Genomic DNA, 25,305 nt, shown 5'->3' with positions numbered 1-25,305 from the left:
AAACAATCTTCTATAAAATAAAATTTATATTTGATGAACAAAAAATCGCACCAACTATGAGTTTCAATTCTAAAAATCCATTTTTAAATAATAAAACTTTTTCATCAACAGCAGTTTCAAGAAAAGACGAAGTACATCAGGCTACTCTAATTAATTTCAACCAAGAAATGACTTTGTCAGGAACGATCAATAAGAGTTTAATTCTATTTTTACTTCTTACGGCTTCTGCAATGGTAATTTGGTGGTTGGCATTTAATGGCATAAATCCAATGGTTCCGGCAATTGGCGGTGCTATTGTAGGACTTATTCTAGTAGTGATTTCTGCTTTCAAACCACAATATTCTCCGTATCTAGCTCCGGGCTATGCCTTGTTCGAAGGATTATTTATCGGTGGGATCTCGGCAATATTTGAAGCCATGTATCCTGGGATTGTGATTCAGGCGGTTGGAGCTACGTTTGTAACTTTTGCAGTTTGTTTAGGATTGTATAAATATAAAATTGTAAAAGTTACAGAGCAGTTCAAATCTGTTGTTCTAGCTGCTACGCTTGCTATTGCAACTTACTACCTAATATCTTGGTTGTTTTCTATGTTTACCAGCTTTATGCCCGTTCATTATGGCAACTCGATGATGAGCATTGGAATCAGTGTTTTTGTGATAGTTATTGCAGCTTTAAATCTATTTTTGGATTTTGACAGAATCGAAAAAGGAGCCGAACAAAAAATGCCAAAATACATGGAATGGTATGGCGCTATGGGATTAATGATAACACTAGTTTGGTTATACATAGAGTTTTTACGATTACTTTCTAAGCTAAACAGTAAAAACTAAGTCTATTGTAAGATATTCAATAATAAGAAAACCTTTCTGAATCAGAAAGGTTTTCTTATTTTATGCTGCTTTCTCAAAAGCAATATAATGACTTAAGTCTCCTTTCAAATTAAAGACCGGAAATCCTTTTATCAAGCACGCATAGATGTCTCCATTTTTTTTATAATTCATAACCGTTTTTTCAAAAGGTTGTTTAAGTTGAATTGCATCACGAATCTCATTTGAAGTTGTTAAATCAGTAGCATGACCTTGGAACATTTTAGGACTTTTACCCAAAACTTCCGCCTCAACATAACCATTCATTTTCAACATATTATGAGAAGCAAAAACAATACTTAAGTTAGCATCAGTAACGATTATTACTTCCTCTGTTAGCCTTGATTTTAAATCTAAATTATCACTAGTCCATTTGTTTTTTAATGCAATTGATTTAAGTTTATTTAAATCCAGAAACGAATTTTTTAGTTCTACTATAAATTCATGATTAAAATCCCAAGAAAAAACGGGCAGTCTCTTTACACTTAGACCCATGTGATATTCTGCAATGGCTACATCATATTGTTTAAAACTACTCATGCTATTTGATTTTGAAGTCAAATGTAATTTTATTTATAAAAACAAAATAGCAAATAGCTGATTTTAACCATTGTTGAACGTGTCCATTATTAATCAAAAATCAAATTTTAGCTGTACAACAACAAATTTCTTCTCTTCGGTATTTAAATTACTTAAAGAAATTCCAAGTAATCGTACGGAATCTTTCATCCGCTCTTGATACAATAGTTCTTTTACAACTTCAACTATCAATGCTTTATCGGAAATAAAATAAGGCAACGTCTTGCTACGGGTTTGCTGTGTGAAATCGCTGTATTTAATTTTTAAAGTAATTGTTTTTCCTGCAACATTGTATTTTTTCAATCTTCTTTCTAAGGCACCGGCAATAGTTTCAAGCTGTTCTAACATGTAAATTTCAGAAGAGAGATTCACATCAAAAGTGTGTTCTGCTGCAACTGATTTTGTAATTCGATTTGATTTCACTTCGCTATTATGAATCCCTCTCACGACATGATAATAGAAACTCCCCGATTTTCCGAAATGTTTCTCTAAAAATTCCAATGATTTACTTTTTAATTCTACTCCGGTAAAAATTCCGAGTTGGTACATTTTTTCGGTGGTGACTTTTCCAACACCATAAAATTTTCGAATGGGTAATTCTTCCAGAAATGTGATGACTTCATCAGGATTTACCGTTTTTTGTCCGTTAGGTTTATTATAATCACTGGCAATTTTAGCCACAAACTTATTGACAGAAATTCCTGCCGATGCCGTTAAACCTACTTCATTGAAAATACGCTGTCTTATTTCCTGTGCCAATAAAGTAGCACTAGGGTTCCCTTTTTTGTTATTAGTTACATCTAAATAGGCCTCATCGAGCGACAAAGGCTCCACCAAATCCGTGTACTCATGAAAAATTTTATGGATCTTAGTCGAAATCTCCTTGTATCTATCAAATCGTGGCCTTACAAAAATGAGTTCAGGACAATTTTTCTTAGCCATAACACCACTTATGGCACTACGAACACCAAATTTCCTAGCTTCATAACTCGCCGCCGCAACCACCCCACGATTTTCAGAACCTCCCACAGCAATAGGCTTTCCTCGTAATAATGGATTGTCCATTTGCTCCACCGAAGCATAAAATGCATCCATATCAACGTGTATGATTTTTCTATTTAGCACTGACTCCTCCTGCATATTTCAATACTTATATATCCAGAACTATTTTCTAATGGTTTTCTATTCTAAAGATTAAATTTTAGCTTCGGAACTTAAATAATTTTCTACAACTTCTGATTTGAGTTTCTTTTCTGTAGGAAAGAAAAAACTAAATGGGCGGGATTTGAAATGATTCCAAATGGAAATTGTGACAAATCGCAACTCAAATAATGAAATGGCTCTTGAGCGAAAGGCCAATCCCAATGACAGACTAAAACTTACCATAAAGTTAACCAAACCTATAATACCAATTCCAAAAACACCAAAAAATAACATTGACTCACTGACTTCATAATTTGCTCCGTATAATGCTAAAGCCAAATTTCCGCTGGCAAAAGTGATATGTCGAATATCCAGATTCAGCCCTAAAAACAAACCAATAGATGCTGTACTTCCCATGAATATACCAAACCAAAAATTGGAAACAATTCCTGCCCATCTTTTCTCATACAGTTTTGCTAATTTAAGCGTCCTATCTTTTCCTAAACTTCTTTTAAGCAAGGGATGTTCCGTTATCCGGAAAAAAACCTGATTGTGTTTATCCCTATTAGCAATACTTCCTGAAATAATTCCGGATAAAAACAAAAATACTCCGGCAATGGCTGCATGAAAAATAGCCAACGAATGTATTGGACTTATATCAATGAGCAACGACTCCCATTTAGTAGCGGCAATATTATAATCTAAAGTATAATCAATAAGCCAAATTCCAAGTAATGAAACCGGAAAAGCCATAATAACATTCCCAACAAATGCTATAAACTGCGAGCGAAAAACACGTGCAAAAAGAATGGCAAAAGCTTTATATTTTTCAGCATCTCTACCTTGTTTTATAACACCTTCTTCCAAAGCTTTTATCAAAGCCGAAGCGGTCATGGCGGGTTGTTTTGTAGCCAAAGTAAAGCCCAAAAGGTAAATAGATATAAACCCAAAAGCATAGTTCATACTGTAAAGAAAAGCGTGTCCAAAAAAACTTGTGTCCGCCCTGGAAAGTAAAACTTTAATGACGCATAATATGCCCACGATAAATCCTCCTCCTAATGCAGTTCGAAACATTTTAAAATATTCCTTTCGGTCTTCAGTAATGTAATGTTCGCCTGTTTTAGCCGTATGTTGCGTTATTTCATATGAAATAAGTTGGGTACTTTCACCAATAAATTTTCGGACATTATTTTTGTAGCAATTATATTTAATTAAGTGTAACGCCAATGCGATACCGTTGCTCTTTTTATCGTTCTCTTTATCTACAAGCAATAGCGGAATTAAGAATTTTAACCGTTCTAATTGTTGCCTGATTTTTAATAAATTCTGGTTTACCCGAAGCGAAATTCCATATTTTGAACTGTTGTGAAATGCCTTATCAACGAATTCTTCACATTGTTTATGCAAAACTAAAAGCTGCGCATACGATAGATCATCCGACTTGATATAATGATTTTCAGAATTTCTAATTTTGTCTTCGATTTGAAATAATTCCTTTTCAAAAGCAGAGAAAGGACTTTCATAATCATCAAATTCCGGTACCATTTTAATAACATCCGTTTCCATGGCACGACCGCTAATTCGCTGTGTAATTAAGTACATTCCAAACAATAATTCCGATAAAACCGAATTAGGCTCCGTACTTTCATAAATAGAATTAAATTCTAAAAGAACGTATAATTCTTCTAATTGGTCTGATGGTATTTTATTAATCCAGATTGCATCATTAGCAAGATAAAAAACTTGATTGAGGATATATTCTAATGTGTTTTTTTGGGGCTGATAGGGTAACAGTTTAGCGAAAATTCTTTTTTTGACTTCAAAAATAAAATCTACATCTTGCAAAATAGCCGCATCGGAAATGATTTTATTGAACTTTTTATCGTTTAAAATTTCTTTGATATAAATTGAAAACTGTTCTCGAAGTAAATAATTTTCCTTTAAAAAAGATATGATTTCTTGTAAATCAACAATTTCTAAATTTTTAGTTTTCAAAGGCCGAATCAATCTAATTAATTCAACTAATGGTTCTAAATCATCTTCTTTATAACGCCAAGACTGACTTTCATCAAAAAATTTAGTGATTAATTCTGCTGGAGTTTTCTTTGGTTTCGCTTTAAAAAGGGATTTCATTATTTTAGTTCAATTTTTGTAAAAATACAAATTGACCTGCCAACTTTCATTAACTTAATCATAAAATAACCGCTTGTAAAAATGTTAACAAAACTTAAAATTGCCTAAAAACTCGATTTAAGTCTTCGTCGATACTATTCAGCTTGACTCAGAATAATAAATTAATTGGGAGGAAGAAATAATGAAATCTTCTTGAAGGATATAAATTAATTGTAGTGGAAATATTCAATATATTTGACAAATCAAATTAGTCCGGGTAGCAGTGGAAATCTTCGATTGAAAAAAACTATTTTTTCTTTTAAGAAAAGAGCGACCCAAGAAGCTCCTTTTTTTAAATAGAAAAAAGTTTTATGAAGGAGAAATTGAAACTAATAACCGGAAATAACTCCAAAAACTAAATAATACTAAAGTCATAATGATTGAAATCGAACGGAAATTTTTGGTTAAAGATGATTCCTTTAAAAGAGATGCTTTTACTGAGAATCATATTGCACAAGGTTATTTAAGTTCGGTTCCGGAACGTACGGTTCGTCTTCGCATAAAAGGAAATAAGGGATTTCTAACTATAAAAGGAATTTCTAATGAATCTGGCTTGTCTCGTTTTGAGTGGGAAAAGGAAATCCCAGTTGAAGAAGCCAAAAACTTGTTGCTTTTATGTGAAAAAGGCGTGATTGATAAAACGCGTTTTGAAGTTAAATTAGGCAATCATGTTTATGAGATTGATGTGTTTCATGGTCAAAACGAAGGATTGATTATTGCTGAAATTGAACTTGGCTCTGAAAATGAAACTTTTGAAAAACCAAATTGGCTAAGCAACGAAGTGACAAATGACAAGCGTTATTATAATTCTTATTTAAGCAATAATCCTTATAAAAGCTGGTGATTTAATTATTCAATACTGCTATTGTTACTATCATTCCTCCATCGTCATTACGTGAAGCGATATCTCTAAAAGCTCGTTTTGACAAATCTATTTCTCTTGATCTTACAAATGGACCTCTATCTGTAATCTCTACTATTACTGATTTTCCGTTGGATTCATTGGTCACTTTTACTTTTGTTCCAAAAGGCAGTTTTTTATGCGCAGCTGTATATTTATTATTATCAAATTTTTTACCGCTAGTCGTTCTTTTTCCATTGAACTTATCCGCATAATAAGAGGCGTGCGCTTCTCTTTTATAGATTTTAAATTTTCCGTTTTCGATTGTCAAGGTGTCTGAAATAATTTCTTGACGTACAATACCAGGCTTGTTCTTTTTAATAGTATCTTTTTGTATGGCGTTCTTTTGTTTATCAACAATTGAACTTTGGCTGCTAACTAATCCTATAATTGCAAGCAAAAAAAATAATGTTATTAATTTTTTCATTTATACTTTTTTAAGTTAATCTATTTTACAAAAACCATACCCAGATAAAAAAAGCTCTATTTCTAGAGCTTTAAATGATTTTTTAAAACCACATTGACCATGGAATTCTACTTAAAATAAGTAACAATCCTAAACCATAAAAAATAGAAAAAGTTTTGAATTTTGACTCACTATTCGTTAACTTTTTATGTTTTGACCATCCTATAGTAATCAAAGTAATCGCAATAATATTAATTAATGGGTGCTCCAGAGAAGTTAATCGTAATGCTTTATCTGACATTTGTCCTAATGAAGCAAAACCTAATGGCGAAACGAAATATAAAATCAAACCAATTAATAATTGTGTATGTGTTCCTATAAGTCCAAATAATGCAATTTTTCTATCTTTTGAAGTAAATTCTTTTTTGGAAGCCATCCCAATAAAGGAATTAACAACTGCAACCACTAATAATAAAAGTGCTAAATAAGCCCAACCAGAATGAAATTTTTGAATGAATTCGTACATAAATTATGTTTTTGTTTTAACAAATATAATAAAAAAAGGCATAAAAAAACCACGCTTTAATACGTGGTTTTGATTTTTTAATATTTTTTTTAGGTATTATTTACCAAAAATGTATCTAAGTGTAAATTGTGCTTGCCAAACATCGAAAGTAGAAGCATTTTTTTGGAATGTATCTTTAATTAAAGTTTTTGTTCCGGCTACATCTGTTTGAGTTGCCAAAGTATAAAAAGGCACATTAGCAGTTGTCGTTTTATAACTTAAAACATTTCCGTTTGTTGCTGTAATTCTTTGAGTTACTCCCCAATCTTTGTTCAACAAGTTGGTAAAGTTTAAGACGTCAGCTCTAAATTGGAAGCTATTCTTTTTACCAGCAATTTTAATGAAAAAATCTTGAGTTACAGATAAATCTAATCTATGTAACATTGGTAAAACACCACCATTTCTTTGTGTGTACTGACCTCTTCTTGAAGAAAGATACGAATCTTGTTTGATGTAAGCTTCTAACGCCTGTTGTTGTTGCGCTTCAGTATAAACAGTTACAACATTTGCTCCATTTACAATATTTGTAACAGATAAAGATTGAAAACGGATTTCATTTCCATTATTTGGAACATACATTAAATCATTTCCATTAACTTGATCTCCATTCATATCTCCACCGTAAGCATAAGAATAAGCTCCAGCTTGTTCCCCAATATATCCAAGATTTACTGAAGTTGCAGCACCTAAATTATTTCCATATTCAATTTTATAACCTAATATACCAACAATTCTATGTGGTGTATTGTTAGAAGATAATGACAAAGGTAAATCATTGTTACCATTTACAGATCTTGCACCAGTCCATGAACCAGAAGCAATAGAACCTGCAGATAATAAATCATTAGCACTTGAATGTGTGTAAGCTACTGAACCCCAAAGTCCTTTTTTGTATGGATACTCTAATTTGAATGTTGTTGAATAAAAATATCCTTTATCTGTATTCGTTAATACAACAGCACTTGAAACATTGTCATTTATACGAACTCCGTTATCAGCTCTAGCATATCTAGGTCTTGTATCTGGTCCGCTAAAATTTCCAACTGGAGCATCAAAATTAGTATTGTAATAATGAATAGCGTTAATATTTTGTTGGAAGATACCTTCAATGGTTCCTATGAAACCAAAAGGAAGTTTTTGATCAACCGCTATATTAGTTTTCCAAACTTGTGGAAATTTAAATTTTTTAGCTGTAAACGCCAATTCAAATGTAGAAGGAAGCGTAGGTGTTGCAGGAATAAAATAATCATTAGGATTAGGAGTAAAACCATATCCACCAGTTCCCACAGCTGCGCCACTAACATCAACAAAACCAGTAAGAACACCGTTATTACCAATTGCATTAGATAAAAACACTGATGGAGCTCTTCCTGTAAACACACCACTACCTCCACGAACTTGTGTTGTAGCATCTCCAGCAACATCTAAATTGAAACCTACTCTAGGTTCAAATAAATATTGTGTATTTGGCATTTCACCAGTATTGAACTTTTCACCATTTCCAAAAGTCATTGCTGTAACTTTAGTATTTTCAAGTGCTGTATCAGCAAACCAAACCGCTGAAGCACGAAGACCTAATGTAACTCTTAAATTATCACTCACTTTGATTTCATCTTGAGTGTACACATCTATTTTATTAGATTTCAAAATCTGTAACGGCTCTTCAGCTCCTGGCAAAGCAGAATATCTGAATTGGAAACGTGCCGGTAAAGCAGTAGTTGATGGAGCACCACCCGTATTTGCAGATTGATTAGCAGCAGCGTAAAAATCAGTTAAAGAGTTAAAAACATATACTCCATTAGATCCTGAGAAAAACAAGTTACTTGATTTAAAATGCTCAAAATTAGCACCAAACAATAACGAATGGTTTCCTATTGTTTTTGTCAAATTATCCGTAAAGTGTAGTGTAGAATAAGACAGTTTATTTCCTTGCGTAAATGGATCTAAACCTAATGAAATAAACGTATTTGATCCGTTTTTTATATCAATTGTAGGAAACAAACCTCCACCTTGTAAACCTCTATCTTCAATTTGTTTATCATAACCTCCAATGAAGTTATTGTACCATGAATTACTTAATTTACTGTTTAACTCTACAACAATAGATCTCGTATTATCTTGAATAACATAACCGCTGTTTTGGAATGACATTGCAAGATTACTAGTTCTTCTGTTACCAAATCCTAATGAATTTGAGTTTGAAGTCAACTCGTCAGAATTTGAGTTATGAAAAACATAACGAGCAGTAAGTTTATGATTGTCATTGATATTCCAGTCAATTCTGGCAAGGAATTTTTTTGAAACTTTTGAAGCATCATAATTTTCCCAAGGACCAGTTGTGTAATTAAATTTATCTTTAACAAAATTTGACAATGTTTGCATTTCTGCAAATGTTGGTAAAGAAACCTGAGCACTTGGCTGAGGAGAACCTGTAGAAGTCCAAGTTGTAGCTGGGCTTGTATTTTCTATTGTCTCAAAATTTCCAAAGAAGAATAATTTGTTTTTAATAATAGGTGCTCCTATTCTAGCTCCCCAAACTGTTTCGTCAAATTTTCCAGGAACGATTACTGTGTTTCCTGCTTTAGTTCCAATAAAATCTTTTCTGTTATTACGAAAAGAGTTATAAACAGAACCTTCAATTTCATTTGTACCACTTTTAGTTACTGCATTAATTCCAGAACCTAAAAATCCTGATTGACGTACATCATATGGTGCAATATTAACTTGCAATTGTTCAATAGCATCTAAAGAAATCGCAGTAGAACCTGTTCTACCTCCTGCTTGTGAATCAGTTCCAAGTCCAAAACCATTGTTAAATGCAGATCCATCGATAGTAAAGTTATTCAATCTTGAATCTTGACCTCCAAAACTACCATTACTTCCTGCGTTAGCATTATATTTAGTGACCGCGTTTATTGAACGTGCTCCTGTAACAGGAACGGCAGTTAATTCTCTGTTAGAAAATTGTTGAGAAGCTCCAGTTCTTCCTTTATTGAAAGTTCCTTTTGATTTTGTAGATACAATCACAACTTCTTTTAGGGCATTGGATTCCTCATCTACAACAACATTAACTGTAATATTATTACCTAATGGCGCATTGATTTCAGTAATTTCAGTTGTTTTGTAACCTATAAAAGTTACTCTAACTGTGTAAGGACCACCTGGTCTGATTCCTTGTACAGCATATCCACCTTTAGAACCTGTAGTTGAAAAATATTTTGTTCCAGTTGGTTTATGTATAACCTCAACTGATGCACCTGGAAGTAATTCGCCAGTGCTTGTTTTAACAGAACCAGACATTGCAGAACTAGTAACCTGCGCATGACCAACAGCTGATAAAAAAATAATCAAAATAAAAATAATTTTTTTCATTTTTGTTTTTTGTTTAATTTATTAATTTTTAGCAAAATTATAACATTTAAGCCTCATACTGTTATGGAAACGTTAAGAAAATCCCTCTAAATCACATTTTTTTGCCTTAAAGTGATTATTGCAACATAACTGTTAAAAAATAATTTAATTATTATTTTTTAACAGTTATAAATATCCATATGATAAAAATATTACAAAAACCAATTTGCCAAAAAATAGAAATCATTATCAAAAACCCACTATCACTGAATTATTTACATAAGAAAGCCCCGACTTTATAAAAAATTGGGACTTTTTGAAGTCCGTAAGTTCAAAATTCAATGAAAATTGTCTTTAAACCTTGTTGTGTAATCTAGATTAAAACAAATTTTTATTTATTCGAAAGAAAATGATTTAATAAAAATGCAGTTGAAGAATCGTGATTTTTTACTTTTTTAGTGTTTATCTCTTCTAAAATTGAATTCGCTAATTGTTTTCCAAGCTCAACTCCCCATTGATCGTAACTAAATATGTTCCAAATGACTCCTTGAACAAAAATCTTATGTTCATACATTGCAATTAATGAACCTAGCGTTCTTGGTGTCAGTTTTTGTATCAAAATAGTATTCGTAGGCTTATTTCCCGTAAAAACTTTAAACGGCAAAAGAAAAGCGGCTTTATCAGCGGTAAGCCCTTGTTTATCAAATTCAGCTTGAACTTGGTCTTTCGTTTTTCCGTGCAACAAAGCTTCCGTTTGTGCAAAAAAGTTTGACATCAATTTATCATGATGATCTTCATCACCATATAATGGTTTTATAAATCCAATAAAATCAGTAGGAATCAATTTAGTTCCTTGGTGAATCAATTGAAAGAAAGCATGCTGTGAATTGGTTCCTGGTTCACCCCAAATGATGGTTCCAGTTTCATAATTCACCGGTTTTCCATCACGTCCAACACTTTTTCCGTTACTTTCCATTGTTCCTTGTTGCAAGTAAGGCGCTAATTTTTGTAAATATTGCGTGTACGGAATCAAGGCTTCACTCTCTGCTCCAAAGAAATTATTGTACCAGACACTCAACAAAGCTAAAATAACAGGGATATTTTTATCAAAATCAGTCGTTTTGAAATGATCATCCATTTCATTTGCACCGCCTAATAATTCGTCAAAATTTTCGAATCCTACCGCTAAACTTATTGAAAGTCCCACAGCACTCCATAAAGAAAAACGACCTCCAACCCAGTCCCACATAGGAAATACATTTTCAGGGTTAATACCAAATTCTGTTACTTTGGCAATATTTGTGGAAACCGCGACAAAATGTTTAGCTACATCTTCTTGTTTTGCTGATTGCAAAAACCATTTTCTGATAGTTTCAGAATTGGTCAATGTTTCCTGTGTGGTAAATGTTTTAGAAACAATAACAAAAAGCGTTGTTTCCGGATTTAATTTTTTAATGATTTCGTTTACATGATCTCCATCAACATTCGATACAAAATGAACGTTCAAGTGATTTTTGTAAAACTGTAATGCCTCAACAGCCATTGCAGGTCCCAGATCTGAACCACCAATACCTATATTTACAATATCCGTAAAAGGTTTGCCTGTAAAACCAGTTCTTTGCCCAGATGTTACTTCATTAGTAAATGCTTTTATTTTATTTTTTACTTCATAAACTTCAGGAACCACATTTTGTCCTTCTACATTTATAACTGCTGATTCCTTAGCTCTTAAAGCTGTATGCAATACCGCTCTGTTCTCGGTCTGATTAATAATACCACCATCAAAATAGTCTGAAATAGCACTTTTAAGTCCTGCTTCTTCTACCAACTCAAGTAATAAATCAAGAGTTTCCTGATTAATAATATTTTTTGAATAATCAATTAAAAAATCATTCCATCTCAGGTTAAACTTTTCTGTTCTTGAATCATCTGCTTGAAACATTTCTTTCATGGAAGCTTTTTGCATTTCACTGTAATGCTGTTGAAGTTTCTTCCAAGCTACTGTTTCGGTTGGGTTTATTGTATTTAAAGCCATTTATTTTTGGATTGTAGTTTTGTTTAATTTTTGACAAAAATACTGAAATTAGTTTTAACCGTAAATGTGTTTACAATTATATAACAATTTATGGGTAAATTGCCAAAATAGTTAAATTCAGAATTGGTATAAAACAATTCAGAATTCGAATGAAATAGTTTCAATAGTCAAACTATAAATTTGCAACACTATCTAATTCCCATTTCAAAGGAGTTATTATTTTAACGAATCGGTCTTTATTTCTGCCGCTCATAGGCTCGCCAGTAGGCAATTTGAGTTTTAATGCGTCTACCTGAACTCCATTTTTCCAAAATCGATAACAAACGTGAGGACCTGTAGCTAGACCTGTACTTCCCACTAAACCGATAACCTGTCCCTGATTCACATGTTGACCACGACGAACTAAAATTCTTGACATGTGTAAATATTGAGTAGAATAGGTTCCATTATGCTTTACTTTTACAAAATTACCGTTTCCAGCTGTAAAACCAGTTTGCTCAATAATTCCCGCTGCAGTCGTGGTAATGGGCGTTCCGTATGGTGCTGCATAATCTGTTCCTTTGTGGGCTTTCCAGATTTGCTGTACAGGATGAAAGCGATTAGTTGAAAATCGCGAGGAAATTCTACTAAATTTAATGGGTGTTTTAAGAAAGAAATTTTTTAATGTCTTACCTTCTTCGTCGTAATATTCAATTTTATTGGACGATGGATTTTGAGCATAAGGAAATGCATAGATTATTTTTCCTTTGTATTCAAAAAAGGCAGCTTTAAGACTATCAACACCATCATAAACAGTGTCATTTATATATCTTTCCGTAAAAGTAATGGCAAATCGATCTCCTTTTTTAAGTTTAAAAAAGTCAATAGACCAAGCATAGATTTTCGAAATTTTACTTGCCAATGCTCCTTCTACTTTTGCACTTTCCAGAGTTTCTGACAAAGAACCTTTCAACAATCCACCTATCGTTCTGGTCTTAATCGTGACGGGTCTTGTTTTTTTATAAACAACCACAGCTGTATCTCGTAAATCAACAACATAGTAGGTTAATGCATCCGGCTGATAAATAAAAACTTGTAAATTGTTTGTTTTATTTTTGGATCTAAGCAGCGTATATGGTTTGTTGATTCTAATTATCCTAACATCAAATGTATCCCTTACTTTTTCAATAATATCATATACTTTCTTTGTACCAATATTTTGATTTTCGATAATCGTACCAAAAGTATCTCCTTTTTTAATGGTATCGTGAATCACATTAAAATCAGAGTATTTAAAGCCAAACTCTATTTTTTTAACTGCTGGTTTTACAATTTCTTTGTCTAATATATCATTAGATTTATTACAAGAAACTAAAGAAAACAACACTATAATTACTATTAATACTTGTTTCAAACTATCTTTTTTTTATTCTAATTATTTTTATTCCCCCCAATTCGCCAACTCATCCTTCGTCCATAATTCAGGAAAAAATATTCTGCGTTGGTATTTTGGATGCATGTATTTTCTCCAGTCACTTCCACCAGTAGCCTCGCCATCCCCTTTTCCGCTTTGATCAATATATTTTATCGCTACATTTAAATGCTGCATTACCCAAGTAATATTTACAGTATGATCATAATGGCGCATCGCTTGAATTAACTCTGGATTTTTTTGATCTACATCAGGAAGCTGCTTGAATTTTTGCCATATGTTTATGGTGTTGTATTCCTCCATGTGTTTTAAAAACATTCCTTTGTATTTTCTTTCAAATTCCTCTAAAAGAAATGATTTTTTCCCTGTTTGGTAATCTTTTCCTGCAGCTTGCCAATACAAATGTTCGAAAGTAAACTCAAATGGAGCATCTCTATCAATTGAACTTCTATAACGGTAATCAACAAGATTTATTAAGTCCGTAGAACAAAACTCTATTAATCTATATTGTGCGCTTTGAAAACCACTTGCCGGAGTAAGTGTGTTTCTAAATTTCATGTATTGATCTACTTCCATTCCGTCCTCCATGATTCCGAAAGAAGTTGTCAGCATATCAAAATAACGGCTGATTCTCATTAATCTTTCAGTAAAAAAATCCGTCTTAATCTCTTTACAATAAGAAATTTGATGCATTTCCCATAAAATCATCTTGAATATCAATTCATTGACTTGATGATACATGATAAAAACCATTTCATCGGGAAGTACAGTTCTTTGAATTTGAAGATTTAATAACGCATCTGTTTGAATATAATCCCAATAAGTAATTGGCTTAGACCAAAGTAATCCTTCAAGTTGCGTTTCGGTTTTCTGGTCTATTGCTTGGTATTTAAGCTCAATTTCTTTTAAAATTGCTTCAGAATTATTATTGTCCATTATTATTTTTTATTTTAAACTGATTCTTCAATCCTCTAAATTCATCTAAATCAGCTTTGATTGATCCTACAGCCAAACTTGCTTTAATTCGCAAGGGTATTTTATTATCATCATCTGAAATCCAAACAGTTAAACTTTCTTGTTCTTTAAAAACACGCCCTGATTGTACTAAAGGTCTAAACACCATCGTTGAAACAACCCCAAATTTAGTTGTAATATCCTCATGACCTATAAATTTCATCTTAAACTTTGTAGATTCATCGTCAAAGAACATGTCTATAGCTATTGATTCTCCTACTTTAATTTTATCAATACTTGGGTAATTTCTCAAATAATAAAAAGTAGACAAAATGTCTTGTGTGTTTTTAGGAATGACAATTGTCTTCTCGTTTTTGTGTTTGTAATCTTTTACAAGGATTTTATTTGTAGTTTGATTGAAAAACCCTTCTTGATTTTTAGTGTAACCGCCTTCATTAATTTTTCTTACAAATTGATATGGATTTCTGGTTTCCTTATCAATATAGCTTTCATACAAGTCATCAACCTTAAAGAAAAAACGAGACATTCCTGTTGTGTATCCTTTCCCTACTACATGGAAAGCTTTCTTATTATTAACAACCGCATCTTTGACTTCAAGTGTAGCATATCCGGCATTTACTATACCATAATGGATACGGAATTTAAAATACTCGCCCACATCGTAAGCATCTTCTTTTTGAGAATCAAAACTTACTGTGGTTATAAATAGGATGAATAGTATTATTTTTTTCATTACTTTTTGTCAATTTATTGACCGTAACTGCAAATTTTGTTCCAAATATATTAAAACAAAAAAACTCAGTCAAATAATGACTGAGTTTTTATGCTATTAACTAACCAAAAAACTATAAATTATGAAATTTATATCAATTTAGGAAGGAAACCACCCCTTCCTGTTTTGAGAGTGCAAAGCTAATTAATAAAACTAGTTTATAAAGTCAAAAAATAAAGTTTAACACAACATTTGCAAAAAAACAGACTATTCACTGATTATTTTTTAACATAACATAAAAATAACACTCTTTTATAGCGTTCCTCGCAATTGCTGTTCTCTTTCGATTGATTCAAAAAGGGCCTTGAAATTACCTGCTCCAAAACCTTTGGCTCCCATTCTTTGAATAATTTCAAAAAACAACGTTGGCCTGTCTTGTACCGGTTTTGTAAATATTTGTAATAAATACCCTTCCTCATCCGCATCGACCATAATGGCTAGCTTTTCGATCTCATTTAAATCTTCTTTCATCATTTTCATATGCTCTCCCAATCGTTCCGGAATCGCCTCGTAATAAGTATGCGGAGGAGCTGACAAGAATTCTATTCCTCTTGCTTTCAACTGAGATACTGTTTTGATAATATCATCCGTTGCGATGGCGATATGTTGAATTCCAGGTCCGCCATAAAAATCTAAATATTCCTCAATTTGTGATTTTTTCTTTCCCTCGGCAGGTTCGTTGATTGGAAATTTAATTCTTCCGTTTCCATTCGACATTACCTTACTCATCAAGGCCGAATATTCGGTATTAATTTGTTTATCATCAAAGGAAAGGAAATTCACAAATCCCATTACTTCTTCATAGAACTTAACCCAAGTATTCATCTCGTTCCAACCTACATTACCCACCATGTGGTCTATGTATTTTAATCCTGTTGGCTCCGGATTGTAATCAGATTTCCATTCTTTATATCCCGGAAGAAAAACGCCATTATAGTTTTTGCGTTCTACAAAAATATGAACGGTTTCTCCATACGTATAAATCCCTGAACGCACTACTTCTCCAAATTCATCTTTCTCAATCGTAGGTTCCATAAAAGAGCGCGCACCACGTTTCATTGTTTCCTCGTAAGCGCTAGTGGCATCTTCTACCCAAAGTGCAGCAACTTTTACCCCGTCTCCATGTTTTCTCAAATGTTCGTGTATGGGAGAATCTTGCGTTAATGGCGTGGTCAATACGATGCGAATCTTATCTTGTTTTAGTACATAAGACGTTCTGTCTCTTACTCCAGTTTCCAAGCCTGCATAAGCCAATGATTGATATCCGAAAGCTGTTTTATAATAATGTGCGGATTGTTTCGCATTTCCTACGTAGAATTCTACATAATCGGTTCCTAATAAAGGAAGGAAATCCTGCGCTCCTTCAAATATTTTTTCTAGTCCGTATTCTACTGATTTTACTTCTTTGCTCATTGTAATTTATTTTTTGATTCGGCAAATCTAATTTTGGAACGCAGATGACGCTGATACAATAGATTTAAAGGGATTTTATTAATTTAAAAAGATGTTGTCATTTATACTAAAGCCCTAGCCCTGATAATAGTGAAAATCCTTTTTTGAGGTTTTTTTACCTCAAAAAAGATTGTAACGGATAGCAGGAAATAGCTCCTTATTATTATATAATTAAGTGCGATTGCTTCGTTCCTCGCAATGACTTATTCTACCCAAGATTTGTAATACTGTCCATCGTCAAGTCCCATCGCTTCTTCGGTTACCATTAATGGGCGGAACGTATCGACCATAACCGCTAATTCGTGCGTTATGGTTTGACCAATGCTGCGCTCCATTGCTCCTGGTGCCGGTCCGTGAGGAATTCCTTTTGGATGTAACGTAATATGACCCTGCTCAATATTATTACGGCTCATAAAATCGCCATCTACATAATACAAAACCTCATCGCTATCGATGTTGCTGTGATTATAAGGTGCGGGAATTGCTTTTGGGTGGTAATCGTACAATCTTGGAACGAAAGAGCAAACCACAAAAGTCGCTGTTTCGAATGTTTGATGCACTGGCGGCGGTTGATGTACGCGACCTGTTATAGGTTCGAAATTATGAATACTGAATCCATAAGGAAAATTATAACCATCCCAACCCACAACGTCAAAAGGATGTGTGGCATATACAATTTCATGCATCATGCCTTCTTTTTTGATTTTGATAAGGAAGTCTCCTTTTTCATCATGTGTTTCCAACTCGTTTGGCAAAATGAAATCGCGTTCGCAAAACGGAGAATGTTCCAGATGCTGGCCTGATTCGTTTTTATAGCGTTTTGGAGTATAAAATGGCGCAAATGATTCGACGTAAAACAATCGATTTTCTAAAGTATCAAAATCGATTTGATAAATAATTCCGCGAGGAATAATCAGATAATCTCCATATTTAAAAGGAATATTCCCCATCATCGTACGCAATTTTCCTTTGCCTTTATGAATGAAAATCATTTCATCGGCATCGGCATTTTTATAGAAATACGTACGCAACGATTGTTTTGGCGCTGCTAATCCAATAGTGCAATCTTTATTTACCAACATGGCTTTGCGGCTATCCAGAAAATCATCTTCGGGTTTTAGCTCAAACCCTTTTAAGAGTAACGATTTTATGTTTTTCCCAATAGCAATTTTTGGTTCAACAGAGTAGGAATTAAGAATTTCCTTTACTTGTGTTGGTCTATGAACATGATATAATAATGATGAATGGCCATGAAAACCCTCGGTTCCAAAAAGTTGTTCGTAGTACAAACCCCCGTTTGGTTTTTCGAATTGTGTGTGTCTCTTTTGGGGAAAACTTCCCAATTTATGATATAAAGGCATAATTTTTTTGTTTAAAAGTGTAACAATTTAAAGTTGAGATTACTTTATAATGTGCTATGTTAAATCAAAAAAAAGGCACTCACTCAGGATTTCTCTTGATGAGGAATTGAAGATAATCTAATAAACCTAGCCATTTTGTTTTCATTATAACAAATATCGGAATTATTATTGAAATAAATTATAATTAAAACAAAAATCCAATACTAAACCAAGTATATCCTTTTGTGTTTTCAGGAGACCAGGAATGTTTTATTTCTATAGGACCAATTACCGTTTCCAGACCATACCCCACCGCATATCCTGAATACTTGGGAACCGAAACCCAATCTACTGATTCAAAAATTTTATCTCCAATATTGGCAAAATTTGCCGAAAAGTTAAAATGGTTATTTTTGTAAAATTCATAGTCAATAGTTCCTGTTGATTTTATATAACTATTGGCAGCTACACTTAAAAAATCATACCCATAGAAATACTTAAAATTATCTATAGGAGTATAGCCATAACCTCCTAAAATAAAATTAAAAAAGGAGACGCTTTCGTTTCCAAATGAGAAACCAGCATCCGTTTGAATTTTAATCGTTACATTCTTAAAAATTGTTGTAGCTATACCAAAATCAGCTTTAGCAATAGAGAATGGTTTAAAATCTCCCGTGTAATTCGAGGAAAGTAAATAGGATTGAACATCACCTGAAAAATACCATCCTTTTTTAGGAAAATATTTATTGTCAAACGAATCGTATTTTGCATATCCAAAAACACTTAAATAATTACTTCTATCAATTATTGGATCTACATTAGCCAAGGTTTCTGATTTTATTTTTAAAAATTTAAGTTCCACACCAGCGCCAACCAAAAATTTTTGAACAAATAAAGATTGAAAATAGGCTTGATTCGTTAAATCGGAAAAATCAACATTAATTGAATTTACAGCACTTAAATTTAAGTTGCTTATTTCCTTTGCTATATTTCTATTAAATTGATTGAATTGGGATTTAAAACCAAAACTCAAATTAAATCCATTTTCTACATAATAATCTAAATTGTATCGAATATTGTCTCCTAAAACAATATCAACTGATGCTATATCATTTTTAAAGAGAGTTTTTTTACGGGTTAGATTAACCAAAACACCACTCTTAAACAGACCGTCATAATGCAACCCAAATTTCAAATAGGTCTTTGTAGAATTTTCTTTCAACGTCATATTTAAGTCATCATGTCCATTATTCGCATCTAACGAATATGATATGGTACTAAAATTTTGAGTTGCATTGATGTTGTTTATTCCCTTCAACAAACCATTGTATGTCGTTTTAACACCCGGCTTAAATCTTAATTTCCCAACAACATAATCTTGCGTGTAATTGTCCAGTTCATTGCAATTTATGTTTTCAATTTGCAAACTATCCGTAACTATTTTTAATGCTGGTTTCTTATATGGATTTGATTCATCAACTAATAGTTTTAGTTTTTCAAAAACAGAGAATGTCGCTTCTTCTCCTTTTCTAATGATTTCTTGTCCTTTATCAAATGAAATGACACCGTAGTTTTTTATATCCGGCTTAATATAGATGTCCGTTTCTTTAACATTTCTCTTCATTCTTTCTATAGATTGAAGATTGGTGATTTGAACCAGAATTCTTGTTGCATTTTTTAGTTGTGTTCTATCTAATAAATCATTTTGAACATCAACACCTATTATAATATCTGCTCCTAATTTTCGCACCTCTTCAATAGGATAATTATTAGCAACACCACCATCTACCAATAGTTTCCCATCAATTTCAACCGGTGAAAATAACGATGGAAAAGCAGAACTGGCAATCATAGCCTGAGCCAAATTCCCTTTATTCAACAAAACTTGTTCTCCTGTTTCTATATTGGTACCAATACATAAGAAAGGAATTGGTAATTTATTAAAATCCTTAATGTGTCTAACATTTCTGGTAATTCTACTCAATAGGTTATAATTGTACATTCCTTTAGACAACGCTTCGGGAATACCTATTTTTAGGTTATTAAAAGGTAAGACTAACGCGTATAATTCGTCGTTTCGTTTTTCATAAAAATTTTTAGAAGATCTGGGAATGAAGTCGTTTAATAATTCATCAAAATTAGTTGATTGAAAAATAGAATCAATCTGGCTTGCATTATATCCCGAAGCATAAAGTCCGCCAATAACTGCTCCCATACTGGTTCCACCAATGTAATCAATTTTCACACCTGCTTCTTCAAGCACTTTCAAAACGCCAATATGAGCAAATCCTTTTGCTCCACCACCGCTTAAGACCAACCCTATTTTTGGTCTGCGTTGCTCTTGCGAAAACACAGTTAAACTAGTACAAAAAACAATGAATAACAGCGCAATTTTCTTCATAAGTAGCAATTTGGTGTGCAATCGAATTTGACGATATCAATTATCATTTGCCTAAAATTCAACAATCTAAATTAATCATTCATTTGATGCCTTGTAAAATTCGGTAATTTTTTTGGCTTTTGACACACCTATAACGTCAGAAATTTCTTTTTCTGAAGCTAATTTCAATCTTTTAACACTTTTAAAGTGCTGAATCAAAGTCAGCATCGTTTTTTCTCCAATACCAGGAATACTTTCTATCGACGAATTTAGTGCCGCTTTACTCCTTTTATCTCTGTGATGCGTAATACCAAAACGGTGTGCTTCGTTACGCAATTGCTGGATTACTTTCAAGGTTTCTGATTTTTTATCTAAATATAACGGAATAGAATCTCCTGGATAAAAAAGCTCTTCCAGTCTTTTGGCAATACCAATTATAGCAATCTTCCCTCGCAAACCCAATTCATCAATACTTTTTAGTGCCGATGACAATTGTCCTTTCCCTCCATCAATAATTATTAAATTTGGCAAAGGTTCATTTTCGTCCAGTAATCTTTTATATCTTCTGTAAACTACTTCGGTCATAGATGCAAAATCATCCGGTCCTTCGACCGTTTTTATATTAAAATGGCGGTAATCCTTTTTACTTGGTTTTCCATCTTTGAAAACCACACAAGCCGCAACGGGATTCGTTCCTTGAATATTCGAGTTATCAAAACATTCGATATGTCTTGGCTCCACCGGCAATCGTAAATCTTTTTGCATTTGCGCCATAATCCTTTTCGTGTGCCGATCGGGATCTACAATTTGCAGTTGTTTTAATTGCTCGATTCGGTAAAACTTAGCATTTCGAATGGATAAATCCAAAATTTGCTTTTTATCTCCCAATTGCGGGACCGTAATTTTTATGTTTTCACCTAAGTCAACATGAAACGGAACGATAACCTCTCGAGACAACAATTGAAAACGCTCTCTCAATTCGATAATCGCCAATTCCAGTAATTCCTCATCAGGTTCGTCCAGTTTCTTTTTGATTTCCATCGTATGCGAACGAATAATCGAGCCGTGAGAAATTTGTAAAAAGTTCACATAAGCCGCACTTTCATCCGAAACTATCGAAAACACATCGATGTTGGTAATCTTTGGATTTACAATCGTAGAACGCGATTGGTAATTTTCAAGAACCTCTATTTTCTCTTTGATTTTTTGCGCTTCTTCAAAATGCATGTCCGCGGCCAGATTCGTCATAACCCGTTTGAAATCTTTCATGCTTTCCTTGAAATTCCCTTTCAAGATTTCGCGAATTGCATCAACCTGCTTTTGATAATTTTCTAAAGTTTCAAAACCTTCACAAGGTCCCATACAATTCCCAATATGATATTCGAGGCAAACCTTGAATTTCCCGCTATCAATATTGCTTTTACTCAAATCGTAGTTGCAAGTTCGCAGTGGATACAACTCTTTAATCAGTTCTAAAATAGTATTCACCGTTTTGAAACTAGTATAAGGACCAAAATATTCCGACCCATCTTTAACCATTCTTCTAGTAGCAAATATGCGTGAAAAAGGTTCTTTTTTAATACACAACCACGGGTAACTTTTATCATCTCGTAACAGTACATTGTAACGGGGCTGCAAGGTTTTTATAAGGTTATTTTCCAATAAAAGCGCATCGGTTTCCGTAGGGACCACAATGTGTTTTATGGTCACAATTTTTTTAACTAATACATTTGTTTTGGCCGTATCATGAATTTTATTAAAATAGGAAGAAACCCTTTTTTTTAAATTTTTGGCTTTGCCTACATACAAAATCTTCCCTTCCTTATCATAATATTGATATACACCGGGATTATCGGGCAAAGTCTGTATTTGTAGGGCTAAACTTGTTGGATTCATGTAACAAAGTTAATCTCAAAAATCCCGAAATACAAATCAATACCCTTGAAATCTTTCTGATGAAAGTTTTATCAGAATTTTACTTTCTAATTCGTTATTATCCTTATTTTTATATTTTCAAGAACTTATGATAAAAAATAATTCCGCACCAATAGTCATTTTTGGCGAAAGCATTATTCCCGGCGAAAGTAAAACCATCAATGTGGAAATTGCACGACTTCATACTACAACAAAACTAAATATTCCAGTCATAATAAGAAGATCCAAAATTGACGGTCCTGTAGTCCTTTTTTCAGCTGGAATTCATGGCGACGAAATTAATGGCGTCGAAATTGTACGGCAACTTATCAGCAAAAAAATAAACAAACCAAAAAGAGGCACAATTATCTGTATTCCTATAATTAATGTATATGGATTTGTAAATAAAGCCCGAGAATTTCCTGATGGCAGAGATTTAAATCGGGTTTTTCCAGGAAGTAAAACTGGTTCTCTAGCCAGTAGATTCGCATTTCATATTTTAACGGAGATTATGCCAATTGTACAATATGCTGTCGATTTTCACGCAGGTGGCGCCAGTCGTTTCAATGCACCTCAAATTCGTCTTACCCAAAACAACGAAGCATTAAAAATACTGGCCGATGTATTCAATGCACCATTTACTTTATATTCTAAAAATATTTCGGGATCTTTCAGGAGTTCCAGTGAAAAATTGAATGTCAAAATGTTGCTTTTTGAAGGCGGAAAATCCCTTGACATCAATAACGAAGTTGCTGATGAAGGCGTAAATGGAGTAAAGCGATTATTAGCCCACCTGGATATGTTAGATCCAAAACATTTTGTTACTAAACAAAAAACACCCACCATTTATATTGAAAAATCAGGTTGGATACGAGCCAAATGTTCCGGATTATTGCACGATTACGATACGATTGGGAAATTTGTAAAAAAAGGAACCATTCTTGCCACCATAACAGATCCTTTTGGGAAATTTGAACGAAAAGTAAAAGCTCCAAATGACGGTTATGTAATCAATGCCAATCATTCGCCCATTGTTTACGAAGGCGATGCTATTTATCACATGTCGAATACTAACGAAGAAGATGAAGAATAAAAAAGAACTACGAATAAAATACAAAGCCTTGCGAAATTCACTTTCTAAAAATGAATTGGAAGAAATGAGTTTGGCTATTGCCAATAAAGTACTGCTACTTCCAATTTGGGAGAAAACCTATTTCCATATTTTTCTTTCTATTACGGAACTCAGGGAAGTCAACACTGAATTTATTCTGCACTTATTATCCGGAAAAGACAAGGAAATTATTATTTCTAAAGCTGATTTTGACACCAGAAACATGACTCATTTCCTGTTGACTGACAACACTAAAATCAAGAAAAACGAATACAATATCCCCGAACCTGTTGATGGAATTGAAGTTCCAGCGCATAAAATTGATGTAGTTTTTGTACCGCTTTTGGCTTTCGACAAAAAAGGAAATCGAGTGGGTTACGGTAAAGGATTTTATGACAAATTCTTATCGGATTGCAAACCGGATGTAATCAAAATTGGTCTTTCTTTCTTTGACCCTGAAGAATTGATTACAGATATTTTTGAAGGTGACGTGAATCTGGATTATTGTGTGACACCGAATTTAATTCACTCTTTTTAATTTTGAAAGCGTACTTTCGTAAACAAAGCCCAATTAAAGCTATGAAAAAAATTCAGCACTCAAGATTTACAACAATTATTTTAATTGCTGTATTTGCCCTTTCACTATCTAACTGTGCTGTTAGAGTAGGAACAAACTCGAACAGAACCTATTATAAGACTAAAAGAATTCCACCAGGACAAGCCAAAAAAATGAATGGAGACCGAAGCGCTAAACGTTATGCTCCAGGACAAAACAAATAAATCCAATAAAAAGAAAAAGACCTATTCAAATTATGAAATAGGTCTTTTTTATTTTGTGAAGTAGTGATTTAAAAATTTATGCGGTTTTATGATGAAATGCCTTCTTATTGAAAAAAATCAAGATTCCTACTCCTGTAGAAATCGCCATGTCGGCAACATTGAAAATAGCGTTGAAAAAAGTAAATTCTTTTCCGCCCCAAAACGGTATCCAATTTGGTAAAATTCCATGCCAAAAAGGAAAATAAAACAAATCGACAACTTGACCATGAAACCAAGTTCCATAAGGTTTGTCTGCAAATAGAGTAGCCAATTGCTGATGACTGTCGTCAAAAATCACTCCGTAGAAAACAGAATCAATGATGTTCCCAAAAGCACCTGCAAGAATTAATGCAATGGCAACAATTAAGTAATTTGAGCTGTGTTTTCTTTCAACAGAATCCCACAACCAATACCCAATTCCACCAACGGCAACCAATCTAAAAAGTGTCAGGAATAATTTTCCATACGCTCCTGGGATTTTAGTTCCCCAAGCCATCCCTTCATTTTCGATAAAAAGAATTTTGAACCATTTGAGCACTTCAACTTCTTCGCCTAAAATAAAATTAGTTTTGATGTATATTTTTGAAACTTGATCAACAAGTAATATGATAAAAATAAGGAGATATGCTTTTCGTAATGACATTTTATAAATTTTAATAGCGCAAAAGTAACAATTTAATCAAAAAAAACGCTCCCAATGGAGCGTTAAATATTGTTTAACAAGAGGTTTATCGTTGCAAGTTTTTTGCTTCGATACTCATTGTAGCGTGAGGAACGATTTTCAATCTTTCCTTCCCAATTAATTTGCCTGTTACTTTGCAAATTCCGTAAGTTTTATTTTCTACACGGAAAAGTGCATTCTTCAAATCACGAATAAACTTTTCCTGACGAATCGCCAGTTGTGAGTTTGCTTCTTTGGACATTGTTTCGCTTCCCTCTTCAAAGGCTTTAAATGTAGGCGAAGTATCGTCAGTCCCATTATTCAAATCATTCATATAAGCACTTTTTATCAAATCTAAATCTGCTTGTGCTTTTTGAATTTTTTTAAGGATTATCTCTTTGAACTCTGCTAAATCTGCGTCAGAGTATCTTGCTATTTCGTCTACCATTTTT

The 25,305-nt window shown here is 33.1% G+C and carries 21 protein-coding genes; 5 read left to right on the top strand and 16 right to left on the bottom strand.

Annotation, left to right across the window (positions count from 1 at the left end):
- The first annotated feature begins 56 nt into the window (after positions 1 to 56).
- Complete coding sequence (locus ACM55I_RS07200; RefSeq protein ID WP_416846096.1) at positions 57 to 830, top strand: Bax inhibitor-1/YccA family protein; 774 nt, start codon at positions 57 to 59, stop codon at positions 828 to 830.
- Positions 831 to 890: 60 nt separating this feature from the next.
- Here ACM55I_RS07200 and ACM55I_RS07195 read toward each other — a convergent pair whose 3' ends face one another.
- The 3 genes from ACM55I_RS07195 to ACM55I_RS07185 form a co-directional block, all read right to left on the bottom strand.
- Positions 891 to 1,406: a PAS domain-containing protein gene (locus ACM55I_RS07195; RefSeq protein WP_416846095.1), complete on the bottom strand. Its 516-nt coding sequence runs from the start codon at positions 1,404 to 1,406 to the stop codon at positions 891 to 893.
- 93 nt (positions 1,407 to 1,499) lie between these two features.
- A complete protein-coding gene (gene dinB / locus ACM55I_RS07190) occupies positions 1,500 to 2,585 on the bottom strand; it encodes a DNA polymerase IV (protein ID WP_416846094.1) in 1,086 nt (361 codons plus the stop codon).
- Between the two features lie 54 nt (positions 2,586 to 2,639).
- A complete protein-coding gene (locus ACM55I_RS07185) occupies positions 2,640 to 4,721 on the bottom strand; it encodes a recombinase (protein ID WP_416846093.1) in 2,082 nt (693 codons plus the stop codon).
- 415 nt (positions 4,722 to 5,136) lie between these two features.
- On the opposite strand from ACM55I_RS07185, the gene ACM55I_RS07180 reads away from it, so the two are divergent.
- Complete coding sequence (locus ACM55I_RS07180; RefSeq protein WP_416846092.1) at positions 5,137 to 5,604, top strand: CYTH domain-containing protein; 468 nt, start codon at positions 5,137 to 5,139, stop codon at positions 5,602 to 5,604.
- A 1-nt stretch (position 5,605) separates the two neighbouring features.
- On the opposite strand, the gene ACM55I_RS07175 is transcribed toward ACM55I_RS07180, so the two are convergent.
- The 11 genes from ACM55I_RS07175 to uvrC form a co-directional block, all read right to left on the bottom strand.
- Positions 5,606 to 6,088 (bottom strand): septal ring lytic transglycosylase RlpA family protein, encoded by a 483-nt coding sequence (locus tag ACM55I_RS07175; protein ID WP_416846090.1) that lies wholly within the window; start codon positions 6,086 to 6,088, stop codon positions 5,606 to 5,608.
- An 82-nt stretch (positions 6,089 to 6,170) separates the two neighbouring features.
- A complete protein-coding gene (locus tag ACM55I_RS07170) occupies positions 6,171 to 6,593 on the bottom strand; it encodes a hypothetical protein (protein ID WP_416846089.1) in 423 nt (140 codons plus the stop codon).
- A gap of 96 nt (positions 6,594 to 6,689) precedes the next feature.
- The gene (locus tag ACM55I_RS07165; RefSeq protein WP_416846087.1) at positions 6,690 to 10,004 is read right to left on the bottom strand and encodes a TonB-dependent receptor; all 3,315 of its coding nucleotides are present in this window, start codon (positions 10,002 to 10,004) and stop codon (positions 6,690 to 6,692) included.
- Positions 10,005 to 10,374: 370 nt separating this feature from the next.
- Positions 10,375 to 12,018 carry a glucose-6-phosphate isomerase gene (gene pgi / locus ACM55I_RS07160; RefSeq protein WP_416846086.1) on the bottom strand — a complete coding sequence of 548 codons (1,644 nt, stop codon included), beginning with the start codon at positions 12,016 to 12,018 and terminating at the stop codon, positions 10,375 to 10,377.
- Positions 12,019 to 12,190: 172 nt separating this feature from the next.
- Positions 12,191 to 13,411 (bottom strand): M23 family metallopeptidase, encoded by a 1,221-nt coding sequence (locus tag ACM55I_RS07155; RefSeq protein ID WP_416846084.1) that lies wholly within the window; start codon positions 13,409 to 13,411, stop codon positions 12,191 to 12,193.
- A gap of 27 nt (positions 13,412 to 13,438) precedes the next feature.
- Entirely contained in the window at positions 13,439 to 14,365 is a 927-nt protein-coding gene (locus ACM55I_RS07150; protein WP_416846082.1) for a tryptophan 2,3-dioxygenase family protein, read from the bottom strand.
- Positions 14,355 to 15,137, bottom strand: a complete 783-nt coding sequence (locus ACM55I_RS07145; protein WP_416846081.1) for a DUF3108 domain-containing protein — start codon at positions 15,135 to 15,137, stop codon at positions 14,355 to 14,357. Before ACM55I_RS07145 ends, ACM55I_RS07150 begins: the two co-directional genes overlap by 11 nt.
- Before the next feature lie 291 nt (positions 15,138 to 15,428).
- A complete protein-coding gene (gene hppD, locus ACM55I_RS07140; RefSeq protein WP_416846080.1) occupies positions 15,429 to 16,589 on the bottom strand; it encodes a 4-hydroxyphenylpyruvate dioxygenase in 1,161 nt (386 codons plus the stop codon).
- 242 nt (positions 16,590 to 16,831) lie between these two features.
- Positions 16,832 to 17,989, bottom strand: coding sequence for a homogentisate 1,2-dioxygenase (locus ACM55I_RS07135; RefSeq protein WP_416846079.1), 1,158 nt, complete (start codon positions 17,987 to 17,989; stop codon positions 16,832 to 16,834).
- Positions 17,990 to 18,173: 184 nt separating this feature from the next.
- Positions 18,174 to 20,369: a patatin-like phospholipase family protein gene (locus ACM55I_RS07130; RefSeq protein ID WP_416846078.1), complete on the bottom strand. Its 2,196-nt coding sequence runs from the start codon at positions 20,367 to 20,369 to the stop codon at positions 18,174 to 18,176.
- A 75-nt stretch (positions 20,370 to 20,444) separates the two neighbouring features.
- Positions 20,445 to 22,244, bottom strand: a complete 1,800-nt coding sequence (gene uvrC, locus ACM55I_RS07125) for an excinuclease ABC subunit UvrC (RefSeq protein WP_416846077.1) — start codon at positions 22,242 to 22,244, stop codon at positions 20,445 to 20,447.
- A gap of 127 nt (positions 22,245 to 22,371) precedes the next feature.
- Between uvrC and ACM55I_RS07120 the strand changes: the two genes are divergently transcribed.
- The 3 genes from ACM55I_RS07120 to ACM55I_RS07110 are packed head-to-tail and all read left to right on the top strand — an operon-like array spanning position 22,372 to position 24,153.
- Positions 22,372 to 23,355, top strand: coding sequence for a succinylglutamate desuccinylase/aspartoacylase family protein (locus ACM55I_RS07120; RefSeq protein WP_416846076.1), 984 nt, complete (start codon positions 22,372 to 22,374; stop codon positions 23,353 to 23,355).
- Positions 23,345 to 23,911 carry a 5-formyltetrahydrofolate cyclo-ligase gene (locus tag ACM55I_RS07115; protein WP_416846075.1) on the top strand — a complete coding sequence of 189 codons (567 nt, stop codon included), beginning with the start codon at positions 23,345 to 23,347 and terminating at the stop codon, positions 23,909 to 23,911. The genes ACM55I_RS07120 and ACM55I_RS07115 overlap by 11 nt, the downstream gene beginning before the upstream one ends.
- 41 nt (positions 23,912 to 23,952) lie before the next feature.
- A complete protein-coding gene (locus ACM55I_RS07110) occupies positions 23,953 to 24,153 on the top strand; it encodes a hypothetical protein (RefSeq protein WP_416846074.1) in 201 nt (66 codons plus the stop codon).
- A gap of 76 nt (positions 24,154 to 24,229) precedes the next feature.
- Here ACM55I_RS07110 and ACM55I_RS07105 read toward each other — a convergent pair whose 3' ends face one another.
- Together ACM55I_RS07105 and ACM55I_RS07100 are read right to left on the bottom strand one after the other, a co-directional pair.
- Positions 24,230 to 24,835, bottom strand: a complete 606-nt coding sequence (locus ACM55I_RS07105) for a lipoprotein signal peptidase (protein ID WP_416846073.1) — start codon at positions 24,833 to 24,835, stop codon at positions 24,230 to 24,232.
- Positions 24,836 to 24,920: 85 nt separating this feature from the next.
- A complete protein-coding gene (locus ACM55I_RS07100; RefSeq protein WP_416846072.1) occupies positions 24,921 to 25,301 on the bottom strand; it encodes a TraR/DksA family transcriptional regulator in 381 nt (126 codons plus the stop codon).
- Positions 25,302 to 25,305: the final 4 nt, after the last annotated feature.

Source organism: Flavobacterium algoris (genome assembly GCF_048158525.1).
Lineage (GTDB): Bacteria > Bacteroidota > Bacteroidia > Flavobacteriales > Flavobacteriaceae > Flavobacterium > Flavobacterium algoris.
The sequence above is the reverse complement of the archived record's forward strand: the minus strand, read 5'-3'. Positions and strand labels throughout refer to the sequence as shown.

Bases quoted from the DNA above. Each gene is read 5' to 3' on its own strand.
- ACM55I_RS07200 (WP_416846096.1), top strand. From the start codon at position 57: ATGAGTTTCAATTCTAAAAATCCATTTTTAAATAATAAAACTTTTTCA.
- ACM55I_RS07195 (WP_416846095.1), bottom strand. From the start codon at position 1,406: ATGAGTAGTTTTAAACAATATGATGTAGCCATTGCAGAATATCACATG.
- dinB (WP_416846094.1), bottom strand. From the start codon at position 2,585: ATGCAGGAGGAGTCAGTGCTAAATAGAAAAATCATACACGTTGATATG.
- ACM55I_RS07185 (WP_416846093.1), bottom strand. From the start codon at position 4,721: ATGAAATCCCTTTTTAAAGCGAAACCAAAGAAAACTCCAGCAGAATTA.
- ACM55I_RS07180 (WP_416846092.1), top strand. From the start codon at position 5,137: ATGATTGAAATCGAACGGAAATTTTTGGTTAAAGATGATTCCTTTAAA.
- ACM55I_RS07175 (WP_416846090.1), bottom strand. From the start codon at position 6,088: ATGAAAAAATTAATAACATTATTTTTTTTGCTTGCAATTATAGGATTA.
- ACM55I_RS07170 (WP_416846089.1), bottom strand. From the start codon at position 6,593: ATGTACGAATTCATTCAAAAATTTCATTCTGGTTGGGCTTATTTAGCA.
- ACM55I_RS07165 (WP_416846087.1), bottom strand. From the start codon at position 10,004: ATGAAAAAAATTATTTTTATTTTGATTATTTTTTTATCAGCTGTTGGT.
- pgi (WP_416846086.1), bottom strand. From the start codon at position 12,018: ATGGCTTTAAATACAATAAACCCAACCGAAACAGTAGCTTGGAAGAAA.
- ACM55I_RS07150 (WP_416846082.1), bottom strand. From the start codon at position 14,365: ATGGACAATAATAATTCTGAAGCAATTTTAAAAGAAATTGAGCTTAAA.
- ACM55I_RS07145 (WP_416846081.1), bottom strand. From the start codon at position 15,137: ATGAAAAAAATAATACTATTCATCCTATTTATAACCACAGTAAGTTTT.
- hppD (WP_416846080.1), bottom strand. From the start codon at position 16,589: ATGAGCAAAGAAGTAAAATCAGTAGAATACGGACTAGAAAAAATATTT.
- ACM55I_RS07135 (WP_416846079.1), bottom strand. From the start codon at position 17,989: ATGCCTTTATATCATAAATTGGGAAGTTTTCCCCAAAAGAGACACACA.
- ACM55I_RS07130 (WP_416846078.1), bottom strand. From the start codon at position 20,369: ATGAAGAAAATTGCGCTGTTATTCATTGTTTTTTGTACTAGTTTAACT.
- uvrC (WP_416846077.1), bottom strand. From the start codon at position 22,244: ATGAATCCAACAAGTTTAGCCCTACAAATACAGACTTTGCCCGATAAT.
- ACM55I_RS07120 (WP_416846076.1), top strand. From the start codon at position 22,372: ATGATAAAAAATAATTCCGCACCAATAGTCATTTTTGGCGAAAGCATT.
- ACM55I_RS07115 (WP_416846075.1), top strand. From the start codon at position 23,345: ATGAAGAATAAAAAAGAACTACGAATAAAATACAAAGCCTTGCGAAAT.
- ACM55I_RS07110 (WP_416846074.1), top strand. From the start codon at position 23,953: ATGAAAAAAATTCAGCACTCAAGATTTACAACAATTATTTTAATTGCT.
- ACM55I_RS07105 (WP_416846073.1), bottom strand. From the start codon at position 24,835: ATGTCATTACGAAAAGCATATCTCCTTATTTTTATCATATTACTTGTT.
- ACM55I_RS07100 (WP_416846072.1), bottom strand. From the start codon at position 25,301: ATGGTAGACGAAATAGCAAGATACTCTGACGCAGATTTAGCAGAGTTC.